Genomic DNA, 18,327 nt, shown 5'->3' on the forward strand with positions numbered 1-18,327 from the left:
GGAACATAGTACATAATGCACATAATCATCCATCTGGCAGTCCTCAGCCATCCTCCGCCGATCTACTACTCACCAGCCAATTACAACATGCACTGGAATTACTCGATGTAAAGCTACTCGATCACTTTATTGTGGCAGGGCATCGTGTGGTGTCGCTGGCCGAACTCGGCCACCTCTAAGATCACGCATCGCGACACATCCCTATTTCACACGAATAAAGCGCACAACAAAGTCGCGATAAAACAACATCTATTCACCATCCGCACGACATTACACCGCAAAAAATCTATTTGTTTCACCCCCGAGGCAAGATAGTAAACCCTGTAAATATCAAAATTTCGCCCTGTAAGCCGCGAATTTGCATCTGTTACGTCGTTTACACGCAAGAACTGTTGCTACACAGATACAGGAAATTACGGATTTATCCGCGCAATTTGCCCAAGCAAGATGGATTGCCTTCTAATGGCAAAGTCAGAGAAATACTTGTTAGTCACACCGCAGATCCAGAAAAAAACAATTTAAATCTACCCGGAGAAACTCAATGACCATCGCCCGTCTCAGCCTTATCACTGCTGCAATTTTGTCGATTACCGCCTGCGGCAAGCAACAAGAACCTGCCGCTCCTGAAGCCGCCAGCGCACCTGTTGCATCAGTCGTTGCTGCCGCTCCAGCCCCAGAAAGTGACGTCATCAAACTTGGTCAAGCAGGCCCGTTGACAGGCAATATCGCGCATTTGGGTAAAGACAATGAAAATGGCGTAAAAATGGCCATCGACGAAATCAACGAAGCAGGTGGTGTTGATATCGGCGGCAAGAAAATGAAAATCGAAATGATTTCAGAAGATGACCAAGCCGATCCAAAAACAGCAACCACTGTTGCACAGCGTTTTGTGGATCAAAAAGTCAACGGCGTGATCGGTCACTTGAACTCAGGCACGACGATCCCAGCATCAAAAATCTACTCTGATGCGGGCATCCCACAAATTTCACCTTCTGCAACTGCCGTTGCCTTCACCGCGCAAGGCTTTAAAACCGCCTTCCGCGTGATGGCCAATGATGCACAGCAAGGTAAAGTGCTCGGTCAATTTGCAGTTAAATTGGGTGCGAAAAAAATCGCCATTATTGACGACCGTACTGCATACGGCCAAGGCTTGGCTGATGAATTCGAAAAAGCAGCAACTGCCGCTGGTGCAACCATCGTTAAGCGCGAATTTACAACCAACCAAGAAACCGACTTCAACGCGATCTTGACTGGCATTAAAGGCGCAAAACCAGACCTGATTTTCTTTGGCGGCATGGATGCACAAGGCGCACCACTGAAAAAACAAGCTAAGAAACTGGGTATCAACGCTTTGGTAATGGGTGGTGACGGTACGCAAACGCCAGAATTCATCAAACTGGCAGGCACGGATGCTGAAGGCATGTTGGCTTCGATCCCAGGTGTACCAACTGAATCAATGGTCGGCGGTAAAGAATTCCTTGCTGCCTACAAAGCAAAATTCGGCACTGACGTTCAGCTCTACGCACCATTCTGCTACGACGCAGTTAAAGTGATGGTTGGCGCAATGCAAAAAGCAGGCTCTGCTGACCCAGCGAAATACTTGCCAGAACTCGCAAAAATTGAATACAAAGGCTTAACTGGCCCTATCGTATTTGACGAAAAAGGCGATATTAAAGACGGCGCAATCACCATTTACACCGTAAAAGGTGGCAAATGGGTTGTGAAAGAAATCGTAACCGCAGCACCTGCAGCGAAATAAACTCAGCATCATTATAAAAAGGGAAGCTTTGGCTTCCCTTTTTTTTGCTCCCTCATTTTAGGCTCAAACGCACTACACCATGATTGACCACGCACACCGCATCCATTTAGCGATTTCCTATATTCACACCCATTTCGATCAAGACATTAGCTTGGCCGATTTGGCGCTAGCCGCACATTTTTCGCCCTACCATTTTCACCGCGTCTTCACGGCGATTCAAAACGAAACCCCAAACGATTACCTGCGCCGCGTCCGCATCGAGCGCGCCGCCAATTTACTCTTAATTTACCCGCCCTTCCCGATGCAACAAATCGCGCTTGATTGCGGCTTTAAATCACAAGCTTTGTTTTCGCGCGCATTTCGGAGTCATTTTGGCATGACGGCCAGCGACTGGCGCAAAGGCGAGCAATGGGTGCTTGACGGCCTAAGCTACAACTGGCGTCAGCAATCTCACAAAAACAATGAAAACATTTCGCAAGATAGCAAGAATTGCAAAGTATCCCATACGGATAAACCCATAGAATCCATACCCGATGCACAGTTTCAAGCGGCGCTAGAAGCTGCTGGAAACGGCGAATTACCAAGGCAAATTTCGGCACTCAAAATTGAAAAAATGCCGAGCTATCGTTGGGTATATTTTTGGCAAAACGGCGTTGCACTCGAGCAAATGTTTACGCTATGGCAACGCGTAGCCCGCTGGGGGCAAGCACATGGCTTAACGAATGCCAATAGCTGCTTGGTTTCGCGCATGCTGGACAATCCCAACGTGACCGACCATCAGCGCTGCGCCTACGCCGTTGGCTTGCTGGTCGATGCGGACTTTAAGGCCGAACGCAATGTCCTCGTTGACGAACTGACAGCGGGGCAATATTTAGTCGTCGACTTTTGCGGCACCGTCGCCGATTCGATGATTCTGGCCGCGTATGTATTTGGCTATTACTTGCCGCATAGCCAATGGGAGTTCGACGAAAAACGCGACGGCCATACGTTGGGGCCCATCAAAGACCCACAAGAAACGCTGGTTGCGACAACTGAATTTACTTACCAGTTTTGTACGCCGGTAAAGAAACGAAAGTAGAAATAATAGCCATGTATTTGATTGCAAGCATTGCTGATTAAAGCCTTCAAAAAGATACCCAAGGATACCTAATGCACCGCCGCCTTATTTCAATCGCCATCGCACTCAGCCTCAGCTCGGCATTTGCTAAAGACTTACCCAGCCCAAGCAAAACACAAAACACAGAAATCGCGCAATTCAGTAGCGCCACACCCGAATCCGTCGGGCTCGACTCGGCCCAGCTCACCAAAATGCTCAGCTACTTGCAAACGCCTGGTTTTGATATGGAAAGCATTATCATCGCGCGGCACGGCAAAGTGCTACTCGAAGCCTACGTTGCGCCGTTTCATGCGGGCATTCCGCATCAAGTCAACTCAGTCACCAAAAGCTTTATGGCGACATTGGTTGGGATGTTGATTAGCGACGGCAAGCTCAAACTGACCGACACCGTAGCGGATATTTTGCCGCAATATGCTGACCTACCGAATGCCAAGCTGATTACGGTTGAGCAATTACTGGGAATGAAGACAGGCATGCTCTGGAAAGAAGACGGTGACAGTGCAGACTGGGCTGCTGACTGGTATTTTGACCCCCAAAAAGATTGGATCCCTACTTTTCTCAAGATACCCATCGAAGCTGATTTACCTGGCAGCTTTCACTACAATAGCGGTGGCTCAGATCTACTCGGTATTCTGGCTGAAGCTGCGCTCGGTAGTTCTTTGGCTGACTATGCATCGCAACGTCTATTTAAACCACTCGGAATTGACAACACTCGCTGGGTTAATCGTGACCAGCAAGGCCATCTTGGCGGTGGGCGCGGACTTTATATCATGCCGCGCGACATGCTCAAACTGGGTGAGCTGTATCGAAAAAATGGCGAATGGCAAGGTAAGCAAATTTTGCCGGCAAGTTGGGTGCAATACGCCACATCGCCGATCATTCCCGTTTCTAAAGGCACTCACTATTATGGTGCTCAATGGTGGGTAGGAAATAATAGAGAATGGTTTAGCGCGCTAGGCGCGCGAGGGCAATTTATTGCCGTTTTCCCACAAGATGACATCACTGTAGTGATGACTTCACGCAATCAAGATCGCTCCAATTTTGGCCTCAGTGCGTTGCGCGAATATTATTTAAAACTCAAAGAGCCCCGTACTGAAAACCCCATCGCTTTCGCTGCGCTACAAGACAAAATCACGCAGCTCGCCACGCCAACAGCCACGTCAAAACTGCGCTCGCCACTCGAAAAAACCATCAATAAACGAAAAATTGATTTAGAAAACCCCGCCTTTTGGGCCAACCAACTACAGTTTGAATTTAAGGATGATGTAGCCACCATCACGATGGTGCCACGCAGCATCAATGACGCCCAACCCTACATCATCCCGGCCAATTTAGGCGAAGCTTGGCTGCATACGCCAGTAACTCCGATCAATAACCGTTGGCAAAAATCAGGCCCAGAATCAATGCGCGCTGCGCGTGCGCAATGGCTGGACAATAACACCTTGCAATTCGAGGCGCTGGATGTCGATGAATATTACAGCGCAAACTACAAAATCAAATTCAATGGCAAAAAAGCGACCCTACTGAACATGAACGACTCGGTTGCCAGCCAAGGCATCCTCCGTTAAGTCAATATTTGCTCACACCAAAAAGCTAGGGATCACAGCATGCGTTTTAAAATCTGTAGTTTGATACTTCTGCTTGCGAGTGGTTTGATTTACGCCAGCACAAATGACTTACCCACTAGCTCGCCCGAAGCGCAAGGTATCGACTCGGCTCAGCTCAATACCTTACTTAAAGACATCCAAGCGTCAGGCACGCCGATTGATAGCATTTTGATCATGCGTAATGGGTATATCGTGCTAGACAGCTATTTTTATCCTTACCAGCCCAATACCCTGCATGACTTACGTTCAGTCACCAAAAGCGTAACTTCAACCATGCTGGGAATTTCGATTCAGCAAGGCAAACTCAAAGGACTCGATCAGCCGATGCGACCTTTTTTTGCCGAGCAACTCAAAGGTGATATTGACCCACGCAAAGGTGATATTGACCCACGCAAAGCGGCAATTACGCTGGGCAATTTGGTGGATATGCATTCGGGGATAGCTTGGTATGAATGGCCTTACACATCCCAATCCAGTGCGTATCAAATGATGGAAAGCCGTGACTGGAATCAATTCGTCCTCAAACAAAAAATGGATGATGAACCGGGCCGAACTTTTAATTACAACGGCGGCAATATGAATTTGCTGTCTGAAGTCATACAGCAGGCTTGGAGCAAGCCAATGCAAGACGTTGCGCAGCAACAACTTTTTAAACCCCTAGGTATTACGCAATTCACTTGGGGGAAAAGTCCCCAAGGCCAAACTGTTGGGGAGTCTGCTTTAATGCTCAAACCGCACGACGTAGCACGACTCGGCCAATTCTGGTTGCAAGATGGCGTTTGGGAAGGACAGCGTTTATTACCCGCTGGCTGGACAGCAAACTTAATTGCAGAAGCCAAGGCCGCACAAACCTATAGCTATCGTCGTGGGTTTTGGCTGAATTTAGGTAAGCAGTATTTTCAAGCGGCTGGTCGGCACGGGCAGTTTATTCGTGTCGACCCAGCGCAGCAGTTAGTTATCGTCACCACCGGCCGAATACCCGATCAAAATGTCGATGAAACACGGCTTAATCAGCTGCATCAACTGGCGAAAAATACGCAGCCATTGCCTGAAAATACAGCGGCACACTCTGAATTAGCCGCAACCGTACATACGTTGGGCTCGCCACCCCAAACAAGCAACACGCTTGAACTAGGCAAAGACTGGTACGGAAAAACCTGGCGCTTTACGGCAAAGCCCTGGGGCATTGAAGCCATCAATATCAAACCAGACCCACAAGATGCGGGTGCTTTGATCTGGGAGGTCGACTGGGCTAAAGGCAAAAACAGTTGGCCAGTCGGTATCGACGGCGCGTATCGCAGCAAGCCTGATCCAAGCGCCAACAACCTAAAACTACAGGCAAGAGCGCGTTGGCTCAACTCAAATACCTTAGAGTTAAAAACGCTTTACAACGAAGCCTCGACCTACTGGAAATACACTTTTAATTTCAGCGAAAATAGCGTTGATTTAAAATACACCGACGATGAATACAATAGCGGTCAAGCGACTGGCCTTTTAATCAAACCATAAGGATTTATTGAATGCGCGAACTTTTCCTCAATTACGGCATGCCTTTTTTGGTCTTAGGTACTTTACTGGGCGGCTTGGTGTACATGGCGTGCTCTCATGCGCTTTACACCTATTTGAAAGAAAACTATAGCGATGCACTGCCGCCACGATTGGAGCTCTTTATGCACGATGCAGAGGCAATGGGTGGCTTTATGCATGGCATACGGTATGCAGCTAAGCACGGCGGTTGGAAACGCATAGAGAGCAATACATGGCGAAGATTATTTGCGTTCAACCATGCGCTAGGGCATTTCGTCACGTTCTGCTGTGTTGCACTTTGCGCTGCGTTTATCTTTTGGCCAGCCAAATAAACACATATTCCGATTGCAGAACAGATTTGCCAATCTTGCATCTTCTTCAAAATAGGCCGACGTGAAGTTTTGTAGGAGCGCGCTTGCTCGCGAAGCCCCTGCTGACGGAATCATTCAACTCCGTATTTACATTGCTTTCGCAGGCAAGCCTGCTCTACAAAACCTCATGCGTGTCTTTCTGAAGCAAAGACATCATCAGGACATCTAAAGCCACAGGCATTTTTCCTATGTTCGTGCTTTTCGTGGACTTCATATGGCTTCAAAATAACTAGCGCAGAGTCTCACCACCACTGATGAAAATGATGCACGGGGCCAATGCCGTGACCGACTTCGAGGCGTTCGGCGTTTGCAATCGCCAACAAGAGCCACGCTTTGGCTTTGGCGACGGTTTCTGGCCAATCGGCGCATTGCGGCCGCAGCGCGGTCAGTGCCGCCGACAGCGTGCAGCCCGTGCCATGCGTATGGCGTGTGGCGATGCGAGCAGCGGGGAAGCAGACTTCGTCATTCGGTGTAATCAACCAATCAGGGCAAGATTCACCGCCTAAATGCCCGCCTTTCATCAACACCGCCTGCGCACCTGCGGCGAGTAGCTCTCTACCTTGTTGCAGCATCTGCGCTTCCGTTTGCGCCTCTGCGCAGCCCAGCAAAGCCGCCGCTTCAGGTAAATTGGGCGTGATAATGCTGGCTAGCGGCAATAATTGCTCACGCAGCGCATTCACCGCCGCCGGATCAAGCAGCGCGTGACCGCCTTTCGCAATCATCACGGTGTCGAGCACAATAATTGCAGGTTGGTAATGCGCCAAACGCTCTGCCACCACAGAAATCGTTGCGGCATTGCCCAGCATGCCCATTTTGACCGAATCGACGCGAATATCGCTAAACACTGCATCGCATTGCGCAGCGATAAAGTCGGGCGACACCACTTGCACACCATGTACGCCCTGCGTATTTTGCGCCGTCAGCGCCGTAATCACGCTCATGCCGTACGTGCCCAGAGCAGAAAACGTCTTCAAATCCGCCTGAATCCCCGCGCCACCACCTGAATCAGAGCCTGCAATTGTCAATGTATGAATCGTCATTGCGATTTCCTATGAAACTAAATTTCCATGAACGGTATGAAATAAGAAAAACGTAGGTCGGGTTTTAACCCGACAGCCTTACTATATCGGGTTAAAACCCGACCTACGGACGCTCAATACTTAAGCCACGAATTCATTTTTTTGCATTGCTTCGGTTTTTTTTCGGCCTTGTTCGTGCCTTTCGTGATCTGCATTTGTCTTTTTCTATCGTGCTTGCTGAATTTCAGCCAACAAAGCCTGCGTTGCTGCGGCGATGTCGGCTTTGCCGCAAATCGCCGAGACGACGGCGACGCCGTTCAGCCCTTGCGTCATCAAGCTTGCTGCTTTGCCCGCTTGAATCCCACCAATTGCCACCGCAGGTAATACGCGGCTTTGCATCATCGCGGCGACTTCATCTGCGGCAATAATAGGGGAAGCGTCTTTCTTTGTTCCTGTCGGGTATACTGGCCCAACGCCAACATAATCAATGACGCCAGAGCGATACATCGCCTCAGCCTCTTGAAACTGCGCCAAGCCATTAGTCGATAAGCCAACGATTTTATTCGGCCCCAGCAAACGGCGCACTTCATCCACAGGTAAATCTTGCTGCCCGACATGCACGCCATCGGCATCGACTGCCAATGCAATATCCACATGATCGTTAATAATCAGCGGTACATTGAATGGCGCGAGCACGGCTTTAAGCTCAATGGCGGTTTCCAGCCACTGGCGTTTTTTCCAGTTCGGCGCACGCAATTGCACGACGGTAACGCCGTTGGCTGCAGCCAGTTGCACCGTCGCGACCATGCCTTCGCTGCCGCCACATAAATCAGGATCGAGCACCAAATACAGACTTAAATCGATGGGGATGGGGGCGCGGCTCATACGCTATAGCTCCGCAACTGTGCTGGATGAATCACATGCAGCGCGTCTAAAAATGGCGCAACAAACGTTCCCGGCCCATCCGAGCATTCAATCGCTCGCTCACCCGCAATCGCCATCACCGCACATGCAGCGGCAACGGCATTCAGGCGATTCGGTGCATCAGCCAAAAACGCCGCGACCACTGCCGATAAGGCGCAACCCGTACCGACGACGCGCGTCATCATCGCGTGCCCCCACGGAGCTGCCCATGTTTGCTCACCATCAGTGATGTAATCGGTTGCACCGGTCACCGCAACGATCGCGCCGGTTGCCAGCGCGAGCTGCTGCGCGGCGACGATCGCTGATTGCGAACTGATGGTACTGTCAACGCCTTTACCGCCGCTAGCAGCGTTGCGATTAAGCGCAGCCGCCAGTGCCAGGATTTCCGAACCATTGCCGCGAATCGCCGCCGGCTTGCTCGCCAACATGTTCACGGCGGCATCGGTGCGATATTGCAACACGCCAACGGCCACCGGATCGAGTACCCACGGTGTGCCAGCAGCATTCGCCGCAGCAATCGCCAACCCCATAGCCGCTAAGCGCTCAGAATACAAAGTACCGACATTAATCAGCAAGGCATCGGCAATCGCCGCAAATTGTGCCACTTCTTCACGCGCAACGACCATCGCAGGCGATGCGCCAATCGCCAGCAGGGTATTGGCTGTGAAGCATTGCACTACTTCGTTAGTGAGCACATGCACTAGAGGGGTATTTAAACGCAGTCGCTCGAGTTCATCGGCGATGATAGAAAATGGTAATTCGGGAATCAGCGCGGTGGCTTGGGTCATGGCGGTTTTCCTGTTACAGCGTGGAAAGTCGCCATCGAAGCAGACTTCCCTACGCCAGCATGATCTGGATCAGGTGTTACGGGTTTTTCTCAGCTGCAAATATAAAAAAGCAGCACCCCGAGTCGATTGCTATTTTAGCGCGCATTAAGCGCACTGACTTGCACTTAGATCAATATCGAGCAATTACTCCGTCAACAGCGCAGCCAATTGCGCAATCCCCGCCTCAATTTGCTCTGGTTTGGCATGACTAAAGTTCAAGCGTAAATAACCATCATCACGCCCCGAGGCCATAAATGCCACGCCGGGCATAATGGCCAGATTTTGCGCTAAAGCCCGCCGCATCAAGGCCAAAGTGTCAGACACACAGTGCAACTTCACCCAGAAGAACAGCCCGCCAGCGGGCAGCGACCAAGTGGCGTGATTGGATAAATGCTGCTGCAACGCCGCCGCCATCGCATCGCGGCGTTCGCGATAAATCGGCAATGATTTGGCCAAATGCGGCTCCAGCTGGCCAGTCGCCAAAATCTGGCTGACGATCAACTGGCTTAAACGATTCGAATGCAAATCCGCTGCCTGTTTTAAACGAATCAAATGCGGCATTAAATCGGGATGCGCGATCAAAAAGCCCAAACGTAGACCTGGAGCGAGCGTTTTACTGAACGAGCCTTGGTAAATCCATGGCGCAGATTGGATAAAACTCACCAAAGGTGCGGGTGCAGGGGTATCGTACGCCAGCTCTCGATAGGGATCGTCTTCAAACAAACACACCCCATGGGTATCTGCCAGCGCCGCGACGGCTTTACGCTCAGCTTCGGAATAACAATACGCCGATGGATTTTGGAAGGTCGGTGTCAAATACGCCATTTGTACGCTCGGCAAAATCGCCGCCAGCGCGTCAATATCAACGCCTTGATGCAGCGGCACAGTACGTAAATCGGCGCCAAACAATTTAAACGATTGCAGCGCGGCCAAATAAGCCGGTTCTTCAACCAACACCGGCGTGCCCTCTTCGATCATCAATTTACTGACCAGATCAATACCTTGCTGCGAGCCATTTAAAATCAACACTTGATCGGCACGGCATTCAAAACCAATTTTTGCCATCCGCTCAGCAACGTGCTCACGCAGGCCGCGCTCGCCTTCAGTTGGGCCGTATTGCATTGCATTGGCAAGCAACTCAGGCGGCAAAGCGGCCAAATCGACATTGAGCAAAGCCTCAGAGGCCGGTAAACCACCGGCAAAGGAAATCACGCCGGGGCGCTGCGCCACCGCCAAAATATCGCGCACCAAGGAAGAAGTTAAACGTTCAATTCTTTGCGCCAACATGAGAGACTCCGAATGGATTAAAATAGGTCACAATGATTGACCTAATCATGCCCACCACGGAAAACTAAGTCAAGATGATTGACCAAAAAATCGAAGCCGATATTGAACTCTTGTTTTATGCCTACCGCGCCTTTACCGCGCAAGCCGACGCGCTACTGGCCGAACGACAATGGGGACGCGTCCATCATCGAGTACTGTATTTTGTTGCCAGAAATCCCGGCATTGCCGTGAATCAATTGCTGACTAAATTAGGAGTCAGCAAGCAGGCTTTGCACGGCCCGATGAAGGCGCTGCAAGCGGCTAAATTACTTGAAACGCGTAGCGATCAAAGCGACAAGCGTATTAAGAGTTTGTATTTAACACCGCAAGGGGTGGCGCTAGAAAGTGAACTAACCAGTCCACAGCGTGAACTATTGCAAACGATTGAAAGCGAACTTGGCAGTGATGTCACCCTCGCTTGGCGGCAAATGATGCTGGCACTAAGCAATAAGATGATCACCAAAACCTAAATTTTCGAGGTGTGCGGAATGCGTATCAGCAGCGCCCAAACCTCACTTTTGTTGATTAGGCTCACAATAATGCATAGCGCTAGCCGCTAAGATGGTTCTAATCGTCTTTAGGGAGCTTTTGCCATGCCCAATTTCACACCCAGTCTAGCGACTACTTTTTTAGATTTACCACTGAGCAATCCGCTGATGAATGCCTCCGGCGTTTGGTGCAGTGTGGCCTCACAACTAGAGGCACTGCAAGAATGCGAATCAGGAGCAATGGTCACTAAAAGCTGCACGCTCGAGCCGCGTGATGGCAATCCAGAGCCGCGCTATCGCGTGCTCGACGGCGACAAACCTTGGGGTAGCATCAATTCGATGGGACTACCCAACGAAGGCTTTGCCTATTATTTGCGCTACGCGGAACGACACAACTACGAAACCAAGCCGCTATTTATCTCGATGTCTGGCCTAACGCTGGATGACAATCTAGCGATGATAGCCAGCCTAAAAGATGCAGTCACACCGGCCATCCTCGAAATCAATCTGTCTTGCCCCAATGTGCCGGGCAAAGCGCAATTGGGTTATGACTTTGATGCGATGGATACGCTTTTGGCCGAAGTCACTTCGGGCTATGGCCAGCGCCAGTTGGGGGTGAAATTACCGCCCTACTTTGATATTGCGCATTTTGATGAAGCCGCTGCGATTTTGAATCGCTACCCCAGCGTCGCCTTTGTGACTTGTATTAATTCAATCGGCAATGCACTGGTCATCGATATTCAGACCGAATCAGTGATTATCAAACCCAAAGACGGCTTTGGCGGACTTGGCGGAGATTATGTCCTGCCGACCGCACTCGCCAATGTGAATGCGTTTTATCGCCGCTGCCCAGACAAAGCCGTTATTGGCTGTGGTGGTGTTAAATCCGGCGCGGAGGCCTTTTTGCATATTTTGGCGGGAGCGAGCTTGGTGCAAATGGGAACGGCTTTATATGAAGAAGGACCAAGTATTTTTGCGCGAGTCAAATCAGAGCTACTCGACATCATGACGCAAAAAGGCTACACGCATCTGGCCGAGTTTCATGGCAAGCTAAAAACACTGTAAATCGTCACATTAGACTCTGTTGACGTAAAAAGAGCGGGCTAGCCCGCTCTTCGCTTATTTTTCAGACTCTTTTTTAAGCCGCTCGGCATTTTCAGCCGTTCGTTTATGGACTGGATGCAGCACTGCATGCGCCATATTTGCCGCAGCCTCGGCCAAATGATCTGGACTTAAAACGCTATATTGGTAGGCCTGTTGCGCTGCGGCCTGCTCTTGCGGCGAACCGACTGAAGCGGCCACCATACCCATCGCCGCCTGAGTTTGCTGCAAAGCCGAGTTCCACATCGCTTGCTGCATTTGCCCTAAGTGCTGCCAAGCCGCCAGACTGGATTCGCCCACCGCCTCCAGCTTCTCTAAACCCATTTGGCTCATCTCCTGCTGATCAGCTTCAGAAGGGTTCACACCTGCTTGCGCCATACGCTGTGTGCGCTGCGAAAAAACAAAAGCCGAATCCAGCCACATTTCTTGGGTTTTTTGCGCTAATTCATTCCACGCCATAAATGGATCTTGAGTCGGTTTAGTCATATCAACTTTTTAGTTTGTCGTTATAAAACAAAAATAGTCCGTGAAACACATGCCCCGCAGGAAACACCTTTGGAGTACAAAACAAACACCGCACCTAATACTCAACGGGTACAGGCTCTAAACTGCGCCACAAATACCACGTTGCCACGCTGCACCACGGCTGCCATTGCTGCGCTAAAGCCAGCAAATCAGCTCGCGGTAATCGTTCACCGCCGTGATAATTCAAGGCAATCCCTTTGATTAAGCCAATATCATCCAGCGGCAATACATTTGGGCGCAGTAAATAAAACATCAAAAACATCTCGGCAGTCCAGCGGCCAATGCCGCGTATCGTGATGAGTTCGCGAATAATCGCATCGTCATCCCAATCTTGCCACAGCGTTGGATCTAAACGCCCAGCTTGATGGCGCTGCGCCAAATCGCCAAGATATTCAGCTTTTCGTCCTGATAAACCACAGCTACGCAAAATTTCGATTGAACTAGCTAACACGCTTTCGCTGCTCACATCGCCCAAAGTGGCTGTTAAACGCGCCCAAACTGAATCGGCCGCTTTGAGCGAAATTTGCTGCCCTACAATCGATCGAGCAAGGGTATGAAACGCATCGCCTCGCCCATTCAGGCTGATAGACGTATACCCATTAATCAGTTTTGCCATCACCGCATCATTTGCGGATAACTCATCGCAGGCTTGCTGCCAATAGGCGGGGTGGCCGTGACTCATTCGCCGGCGACCGTCATGCGTTCAATCAAAATCGAACCAACTTGGCGGCTGCTCGATTTCAAACCATCGTCACCAATTGCAACGATATTTTGGTACATGTCACGCAAATTACCTGCGATGGTGATTTCTTCGACTGGATACTGGATTATTCCATTCTCTACCCAAAACCCAGCCGCGCCGCGTGAATAATCACCTGTCACCATATTCGTGCCGTGACCAAGCAATTCAGTCACTAGCAAACCTGTCCCCATTTGCGCCAATAAACCGGCGGCTTCGGTCGTCGGCGACACGAGGATATTATGCGGGCCACCAGCATTCCCAGTGGTATCCATCCCTAGCTTACGTGCAGAGTAGCTCCCAAGGAAATACCCCTGTTGCACACCGGCATCAACTACCGTTCGCGCAACCGTAGCCACGCCTTCGGCATCAAACGCACCGCTGGCAAAACCGCGCTTTAGAAATGGATCTTCATGAATCGTCACACACGGCGCGAAGACAGATTGCCCGAGACTATCAACCAGAAAACTTGATTTGCGATATAGACTACTGCCGCTTACTGCGGAGATCCAATGTCCAATCAAAGAACTAGCGACTGGAGCCTCAAACAGCACCGGATATTCGCCGGTTTTCAAACGTCGCGCGCCAAGGCGACGTACGGTACGCTCGCCCGCGCGTTGACCGATTGCTTTGGCATGATCCAAATCGGTGTGCGCTCGTGCCGAGCTATACCAATAATCGCGCTGCATGCCGCTCTCGTCCTCGGCAATCACCGCCGCTGAGATGCTATAGCGCGTACTGGTTCCGGCACCCATAAAATCTTGCGAATTGGCATACACCCAGCGCGAGCCAGAGGTCGATACCGTTGCACCATCCGAGTTATTAATCCGTGCATCAACCGCACGCGCAGCGGCTTCGCATTCACGCGCTAACTCAATCGCACCTTCAACGGCCAGCGGCCATGGATGGTATAAATCTAAATCAGGGAATTTAGTACACAGGCGCGCCGGATCGGCTTGACCAGCGAATTCGTCGCTGGCGGTGTATTTGGCGATGCTGAGTGCCTTGCTCACGGTTTCAGCGAGTGCATTACTCGAAAAATCGCTGCTGCTGGCGTGTGCTTTTTGCTGCCCCAGATAGACGGTTACATTTACGCCTTTATCTCGGTTGTATTCGATGGTTTCAATCTCGTCCAAACGCACGGAAACGTTTTGCCCTGCGCCCTCAGAGACTTCAACATCACATGCAGTGGCGCCTTGCTTTTTGGCCTCTTGCAGCACTTGTGCAGCTAAATCACGCAGATTTTGTTCACTAAAACTAAATTCAGACACAGAGTTTTCCCAGAAGAACGATGAAGAACAATCAGTAACAGGCTTTCGTTTGGTATCATACTGCTTTTGCACCTATTTCAGACATATATGGCCAATCAGTACAATCAGTATGATAGCGATGAGCCAGTAGGCATCATCAGTAAGTCACAAGCCAAGCGTGAAGCAACGGAATTGCAAAAGTTAGGCGCTACTTTACTTGAATTCACGCCTAAGCAATTATTGCCGCTCAACTTGCCAGAAAATTTACTGCACGCAATCAAAGAAGGCCGAAAAATTACGGCTAACGTGGCCACCGCGCGTAATAAACAGTATATCGGCAAACTGATGCGTAATATCGATCCGGCGCCGATTTATGCGTTTCTGGATGCACAAAACGGCATCACTAATGCGCATAATATTTGGCTACACCAGATTGAGCGTTTGCGCGAACGCATGGTCACCGACGTAAAAGCCGTTGAAAAATTCATTGCCGATTATCCCGAAGTCGACATTCAATATCTGCGCCAGCTGATTCGCAACGCGCAAAAAGAACGTCAACAACAAGCCGAAGGCAAGCACATTCCGCCTAAAGCATTCCGTGAATTGTTCCAGTTAATGAAGCAATACATCAAAGAACCGGCAACTGGCTATCAAGACGAAGTGACAGCCGAAGAAGAAAATAACGAGGAATAATGTATGACGCAGCATTCAGCTCAAGTTTTTACCGCCAAAGGCTTCTTGTTCGATATGGATGGGACTTTGATCGATTCAACCCCTTGTATCGAGCGTATTTGGCAGCGTTGGGCTGAACGCAATGACATTAGCTTTGCTGAAGTAATGCGCGTCATGCATGGGCGGCGTGGCGAAGAAACCATCGCGCTAGTCGCACCGCACTTAGATGTTCAAACCGAACAGGCGTTGCTGATCGCTGAAGAGCTGAGTAGCCTCGAAGGCACGATTGCGATCACTGGCGCGGCTGAATTTCTAAATCAACTGAATAACGAGCAATGGGCAGTAGTGACTTCAGCGCCCCGCGAGTTGGCACTGGCGAAATTAGCCTATGTTGGCCTGCCTACGCCCAAATATCTGATCGGCGCAGAAGACGTTGCTCAAGGTAAACCTCACCCAGCACCTTATCAACAAGGCGCAGCCTTGCTGAATGTATCACCAGCAGAATGCATTGCTTTTGAAGACGCACCGAATGGTATTCACTCAGCGCACACTGCGGGCAGTACAGTCATCGTTATCACGGCCGCTGCTGGTGCGGATTCAACTGGATTGGCGCACGGACAAGTGAGTAACTTTGACCAATTGACCCTCACTCAAAACTCTCAAGTACTGTCTTTGAGTCTGAGATGAATCAAGTCTTTAAAATTGGTCTGGTCTCGATATCGGATCGCGCAAGCGCTGGCGTTTACGAAGACAAAGGCATTCCAGCCTTAAGTAATTGGCTTGACCAAGCGCTAATCACACCATTTACGCTAGAAACTCGTTTAATCGCCGATGAGCAACGCCTTATTGAAGCGACGCTGATCGAGTTGGTCGATCAGTGTGGCTGCGATCTCGTCCTCACCACAGGTGGTACTGGCCCCGCCAAACGCGATGTCACACCAGACGCGACGCGAGCAGTAATGGATAGAGAAATGCCCGGCTTTGGCGAGCAAATGCGGCAAATTAGCTTGAAATTTGTACCAACAGCGATTTTATCGCGACAAACGGCCGTTATTCGCGGCGCGAGTTTGATCTTGAATTTACCTGGACAACCCAAATCAATTCAAGAAACACTGGAAGGATTAAAAGATTCGACAGGGAAAACGTTAGTGGCAGGAATTTTTTCGGCCATTCCCTATTGCATCCAATTGCTTGAAGGTCCTTATATTGAAACGAATCCAGAAATCGTCAATTCATTTAGGCCTAAATCGGCAATTCGAATTTAGAACGGTAAAAATAAAAATGGCGTGTTAAAAAAACACGCCGTTTTTATAATTCAAATTTTTGCTTAACGACTTAATCTTGCCGCAAGACGTTCACCGTTACCCAAGTCCAGTCCACGCCTTTTTCCAGTACCGAGCCTAAGCTAACCGAGAATTTTTTATCTCTAGCGTTAACTTGGTAAATTTTATCCAGACCATAATCAGCAGAATGCATAATCAGTGTATTAACGCTGGCGCCGTTGATTTGATGCGGTACATACAGCGCAGTACGTACGTTTGGCAATTCCAAACCACCGGTAAATCCCAACTCAGCGACGGTAATATTTTCAATCCGGTCGTTCTGCTCAGACTTCATACCCACCATCACCGGCGTACCACTGACAACCTGCACGCCAACCGATACTTCATCTTCACTTAAACGGGCAATACGACGCAAAATGCCGACATGCCAATTATCGGCACTACTCGCACGTGAGCCGATTAATAAACTAGGTCGTATCCATTCATTTTCAGAAAAACGAATCACCGCGCCAAAACCGTCGGTACTTTCGTTATCTACCGCCCATGCTTGCCAATCGTTTTCTTTTTTATTAACAGTAAAGCTATATGGATTGGCAGCCAGTTTTTCTTTCGTCCGCGATGAAACGAAACCATATAAACGCATATCCATGATTTCATCGTAATCGACTTGATCTTTATTCTCGACGCCTTGTCGGCTGAATTTATCATTATCTTGCTTCACATAACGACAAACGCGATCTAAACCATAGATAATATCAGCGGCTTTAGTTACTTTCTGCCGCTCACTGCGCTTCACTTGGCTGTTACGCATGCACATAGTCCAAAACACATCCAAGTGTTTTAGCAACTCACCAACGGCCGGGCCACGTGCATCAGAACCTAAATCCAATGATGCATAACTTGAGCCGGTCATTAATTTACCCAAAATCTCTTGAATTTGACTAATTAAATCATTTAAGCCCCAGTAGCGATAAGGCTCGCCGACTAAATCATTATTAATTTTTTGCGGGCCTTGTGATTCTTGTAAATTAACGCAAAAATGATGCCGATCATTCTGATATTTACGCGCAAACTGGATTAATTTCGACCATTGTTCTAGCCAGCCGTCGACCATATCAATCTGGCGTACTGATAGATTATTATTGGCCAGCGTATTGAGCATCAACATCTGGATGTACTCATCAGCGCACGATGAGACTTCTTTTTTATAGGATGGATAAAGCTCAAACGGATTACAGTCAAATGCACCCACTTCCGACAAACGATACATTTGATGCGCCTGAATCCATAACTTAGACGGCACGCGCTCAAAGCGGAAATAATGCCATTTGGCCTGAATTGCCACATAGCGCAGGCTACGCGCCAGCACTACCGGCATTAGCAAATCAAATTGCTGTTGCTGCATTTCACTATTTTCGGCCTGAACAAATCGCTGATACGCCTCAACCATATCGGCCGCAAAACTAACTATCGATTTCCATAGTTTTTGCTCCATATCTTTTGACATGCGCGGATTGGAAATATATTGATAGCAAACGGCCTCAAACGACTCCTGTACTTGTTCGTCAATCAGCATCAGCGCCTGCAAGCGCTCAATCGAAACTTTATCAGCTCCTGCAACAAAATCACTAATTAATCCATGCACCTTATTGCATTGCGACGCGGGGTCGAGCGGTTCTATTTGCTTGCACCACTGCGTGGCTAATTTAGGATTAGCCAGCGGTGATTTCTCACGAGAAAACAGTGATGTGATTCGATCAAGCATAGTTTTATCCAGCCAATACGGTTAACA

The 18,327-nt window shown here is 49.5% G+C and carries 19 protein-coding genes and 1 riboswitch; of the genes, 11 read left to right on the top strand and 8 right to left on the bottom strand.

What is annotated here, in order from left to right:
• Positions 1–5: 5 nt before the first annotated feature.
• From Q320_RS21150 to Q320_RS0101410, 6 genes are all read left to right on the top strand, one after another.
• Positions 6–179 carry a JAB domain-containing protein gene (locus Q320_RS21150; protein WP_373277168.1) on the top strand — a complete coding sequence of 58 codons (174 nt, stop codon included), beginning with the start codon at positions 6–8 and terminating at the stop codon, positions 177–179.
• A gap of 362 nt (positions 180–541) precedes the next feature.
• The gene (locus tag Q320_RS0101390; RefSeq protein WP_027467516.1) at positions 542–1,759 is read left to right on the top strand and encodes a branched-chain amino acid ABC transporter substrate-binding protein; all 1,218 of its coding nucleotides are present in this window, start codon (positions 542–544) and stop codon (positions 1,757–1,759) included.
• Between the two features lie 79 nt (positions 1,760–1,838).
• A complete protein-coding gene (locus tag Q320_RS20500) occupies positions 1,839–2,837 on the top strand; it encodes an AraC family transcriptional regulator (protein WP_027467517.1) in 999 nt (332 codons plus the stop codon).
• A 71-nt stretch (positions 2,838–2,908) separates the two neighbouring features.
• Complete coding sequence (locus Q320_RS20505; RefSeq protein WP_051534366.1) at positions 2,909–4,444, top strand: serine hydrolase domain-containing protein; 1,536 nt, start codon at positions 2,909–2,911, stop codon at positions 4,442–4,444.
• A 39-nt stretch (positions 4,445–4,483) separates the two neighbouring features.
• On the top strand, positions 4,484–5,992 hold the full coding sequence (locus tag Q320_RS0101405; protein ID WP_027467518.1) for a serine hydrolase domain-containing protein: 1,509 nt from the start codon (positions 4,484–4,486) through the stop codon (positions 5,990–5,992).
• A gap of 11 nt (positions 5,993–6,003) precedes the next feature.
• Positions 6,004–6,342: a hypothetical protein gene (locus tag Q320_RS0101410; RefSeq protein WP_027467519.1), complete on the top strand. Its 339-nt coding sequence runs from the start codon at positions 6,004–6,006 to the stop codon at positions 6,340–6,342.
• A gap of 281 nt (positions 6,343–6,623) precedes the next feature.
• Here Q320_RS0101410 and thiD read toward each other — a convergent pair whose 3' ends face one another.
• The 4 genes from thiD to Q320_RS0101440 all read right to left on the bottom strand — a co-directional run bounded on the left by thiD (position 6,624) and on the right by Q320_RS0101440 (position 10,438).
• Positions 6,624–7,421, bottom strand: coding sequence for a bifunctional hydroxymethylpyrimidine kinase/phosphomethylpyrimidine kinase (gene thiD, locus Q320_RS0101415; protein ID WP_027467520.1), 798 nt, complete (start codon positions 7,419–7,421; stop codon positions 6,624–6,626).
• A 204-nt stretch (positions 7,422–7,625) separates the two neighbouring features.
• A complete protein-coding gene (gene thiE, locus Q320_RS17990) occupies positions 7,626–8,285 on the bottom strand; it encodes a thiamine phosphate synthase (RefSeq protein ID WP_035851642.1) in 660 nt (219 codons plus the stop codon).
• The gene (gene thiM, locus Q320_RS0101435) at positions 8,282–9,112 is read right to left on the bottom strand and encodes a hydroxyethylthiazole kinase (RefSeq protein WP_035851645.1); all 831 of its coding nucleotides are present in this window, start codon (positions 9,110–9,112) and stop codon (positions 8,282–8,284) included. The genes thiE and thiM overlap by 4 nt, the downstream gene beginning before the upstream one ends.
• A gap of 29 nt (positions 9,113–9,141) precedes the next feature.
• Positions 9,142–9,242, bottom strand: a riboswitch (TPP riboswitch).
• Between the two features lie 53 nt (positions 9,243–9,295).
• On the bottom strand, positions 9,296–10,438 hold the full coding sequence (locus tag Q320_RS0101440; RefSeq protein WP_027467523.1) for an aminotransferase-like domain-containing protein: 1,143 nt from the start codon (positions 10,436–10,438) through the stop codon (positions 9,296–9,298).
• Positions 10,439–10,512: 74 nt separating this feature from the next.
• On the opposite strand from Q320_RS0101440, the gene Q320_RS17995 reads away from it, so the two are divergent.
• A complete protein-coding gene (locus tag Q320_RS17995) occupies positions 10,513–10,947 on the top strand; it encodes a MarR family winged helix-turn-helix transcriptional regulator (RefSeq protein ID WP_245590947.1) in 435 nt (144 codons plus the stop codon).
• Positions 10,948–11,070: 123 nt separating this feature from the next.
• Positions 11,071–12,030, top strand: a complete 960-nt coding sequence (locus Q320_RS0101450) for a dihydroorotate oxidase (protein ID WP_035851647.1) — start codon at positions 11,071–11,073, stop codon at positions 12,028–12,030.
• A gap of 54 nt (positions 12,031–12,084) precedes the next feature.
• Here Q320_RS0101450 and Q320_RS20510 read toward each other — a convergent pair whose 3' ends face one another.
• The 3 genes from Q320_RS20510 to pmbA form a co-directional block, all read right to left on the bottom strand.
• Positions 12,085–12,552 carry a polyhydroxyalkanoate granule-associated phasin gene (locus tag Q320_RS20510; RefSeq protein WP_156938946.1) on the bottom strand — a complete coding sequence of 156 codons (468 nt, stop codon included), beginning with the start codon at positions 12,550–12,552 and terminating at the stop codon, positions 12,085–12,087.
• A 94-nt stretch (positions 12,553–12,646) separates the two neighbouring features.
• On the bottom strand, positions 12,647–13,273 hold the full coding sequence (locus Q320_RS0101460) for a DNA-3-methyladenine glycosylase family protein (protein WP_027467525.1): 627 nt from the start codon (positions 13,271–13,273) through the stop codon (positions 12,647–12,649).
• A complete protein-coding gene (gene pmbA, locus Q320_RS0101465; RefSeq protein ID WP_027467526.1) occupies positions 13,270–14,601 on the bottom strand; it encodes a metalloprotease PmbA in 1,332 nt (443 codons plus the stop codon). The genes Q320_RS0101460 and pmbA overlap by 4 nt, the downstream gene beginning before the upstream one ends.
• Positions 14,602–14,688: 87 nt before the next feature.
• Here pmbA and yjgA point away from each other — a divergent pair, with 87 nt between their 5' ends.
• From yjgA to mog, 3 genes are read left to right on the top strand one after another with little or no spacing between them, the layout of a single operon-like run.
• The gene (yjgA, locus tag Q320_RS18005) at positions 14,689–15,273 is read left to right on the top strand and encodes a ribosome biogenesis factor YjgA (protein WP_051534368.1); all 585 of its coding nucleotides are present in this window, start codon (positions 14,689–14,691) and stop codon (positions 15,271–15,273) included.
• 3 nt (positions 15,274–15,276) lie between these two features.
• Positions 15,277–15,939, top strand: coding sequence for an HAD-IA family hydrolase (locus Q320_RS18010; protein ID WP_035851651.1), 663 nt, complete (start codon positions 15,277–15,279; stop codon positions 15,937–15,939).
• Positions 15,936–16,517, top strand: coding sequence for a molybdopterin adenylyltransferase (mog, locus tag Q320_RS0101480; protein WP_027467527.1), 582 nt, complete (start codon positions 15,936–15,938; stop codon positions 16,515–16,517). The genes Q320_RS18010 and mog overlap by 4 nt, the downstream gene beginning before the upstream one ends.
• Before the next feature lie 70 nt (positions 16,518–16,587).
• On the opposite strand, the gene Q320_RS0101485 is transcribed toward mog, so the two are convergent.
• A complete protein-coding gene (locus tag Q320_RS0101485; RefSeq protein WP_027467528.1) occupies positions 16,588–18,300 on the bottom strand; it encodes a cyclic-di-GMP receptor FimW-related protein in 1,713 nt (570 codons plus the stop codon).
• Positions 18,301–18,327: the final 27 nt, after the last annotated feature.

Origin of the sequence: Deefgea rivuli DSM 18356, from assembly GCF_000620145.1 — a bacterium.
GTDB lineage: Bacteria > Pseudomonadota > Gammaproteobacteria > Burkholderiales > Chitinibacteraceae > Deefgea > Deefgea rivuli.

What these genes read in the sequence shown, in the direction of transcription:
- thiE (WP_035851642.1), bottom strand. Translation starts at nt 8,285, where the DNA reads ATGAGCCGCGCCCCCATCCCCATCGATTTAAGTCTGTATTTGGTGCTC.
- Q320_RS20510 (WP_156938946.1), bottom strand. Translation starts at nt 12,552, where the DNA reads ATGACTAAACCGACTCAAGATCCATTTATGGCGTGGAATGAATTAGCG.
- yjgA (WP_051534368.1), top strand. Translation starts at nt 14,689, where the DNA reads ATGGCCAATCAGTACAATCAGTATGATAGCGATGAGCCAGTAGGCATC.
- Q320_RS0101410 (WP_027467519.1), top strand. Translation starts at nt 6,004, where the DNA reads ATGCGCGAACTTTTCCTCAATTACGGCATGCCTTTTTTGGTCTTAGGT.
- thiM (WP_035851645.1), bottom strand. Translation starts at nt 9,112, where the DNA reads ATGACCCAAGCCACCGCGCTGATTCCCGAATTACCATTTTCTATCATC.
- Q320_RS20500 (WP_027467517.1), top strand. Translation starts at nt 1,839, where the DNA reads ATGATTGACCACGCACACCGCATCCATTTAGCGATTTCCTATATTCAC.
- Q320_RS18010 (WP_035851651.1), top strand. Translation starts at nt 15,277, where the DNA reads ATGACGCAGCATTCAGCTCAAGTTTTTACCGCCAAAGGCTTCTTGTTC.
- Q320_RS20505 (WP_051534366.1), top strand. Translation starts at nt 2,909, where the DNA reads ATGCACCGCCGCCTTATTTCAATCGCCATCGCACTCAGCCTCAGCTCG.
- Q320_RS0101485 (WP_027467528.1), bottom strand. Translation starts at nt 18,300, where the DNA reads ATGCTTGATCGAATCACATCACTGTTTTCTCGTGAGAAATCACCGCTG.
- Q320_RS0101440 (WP_027467523.1), bottom strand. Translation starts at nt 10,438, where the DNA reads ATGTTGGCGCAAAGAATTGAACGTTTAACTTCTTCCTTGGTGCGCGAT.
- Q320_RS0101405 (WP_027467518.1), top strand. Translation starts at nt 4,484, where the DNA reads ATGCGTTTTAAAATCTGTAGTTTGATACTTCTGCTTGCGAGTGGTTTG.
- Q320_RS0101460 (WP_027467525.1), bottom strand. Translation starts at nt 13,273, where the DNA reads ATGAGTCACGGCCACCCCGCCTATTGGCAGCAAGCCTGCGATGAGTTA.
- Q320_RS0101390 (WP_027467516.1), top strand. Translation starts at nt 542, where the DNA reads ATGACCATCGCCCGTCTCAGCCTTATCACTGCTGCAATTTTGTCGATT.
- thiD (WP_027467520.1), bottom strand. Translation starts at nt 7,421, where the DNA reads ATGACGATTCATACATTGACAATTGCAGGCTCTGATTCAGGTGGTGGC.
- mog (WP_027467527.1), top strand. Translation starts at nt 15,936, where the DNA reads ATGAATCAAGTCTTTAAAATTGGTCTGGTCTCGATATCGGATCGCGCA.
- Q320_RS0101450 (WP_035851647.1), top strand. Translation starts at nt 11,071, where the DNA reads ATGCCCAATTTCACACCCAGTCTAGCGACTACTTTTTTAGATTTACCA.
- Q320_RS17995 (WP_245590947.1), top strand. Translation starts at nt 10,513, where the DNA reads ATGATTGACCAAAAAATCGAAGCCGATATTGAACTCTTGTTTTATGCC.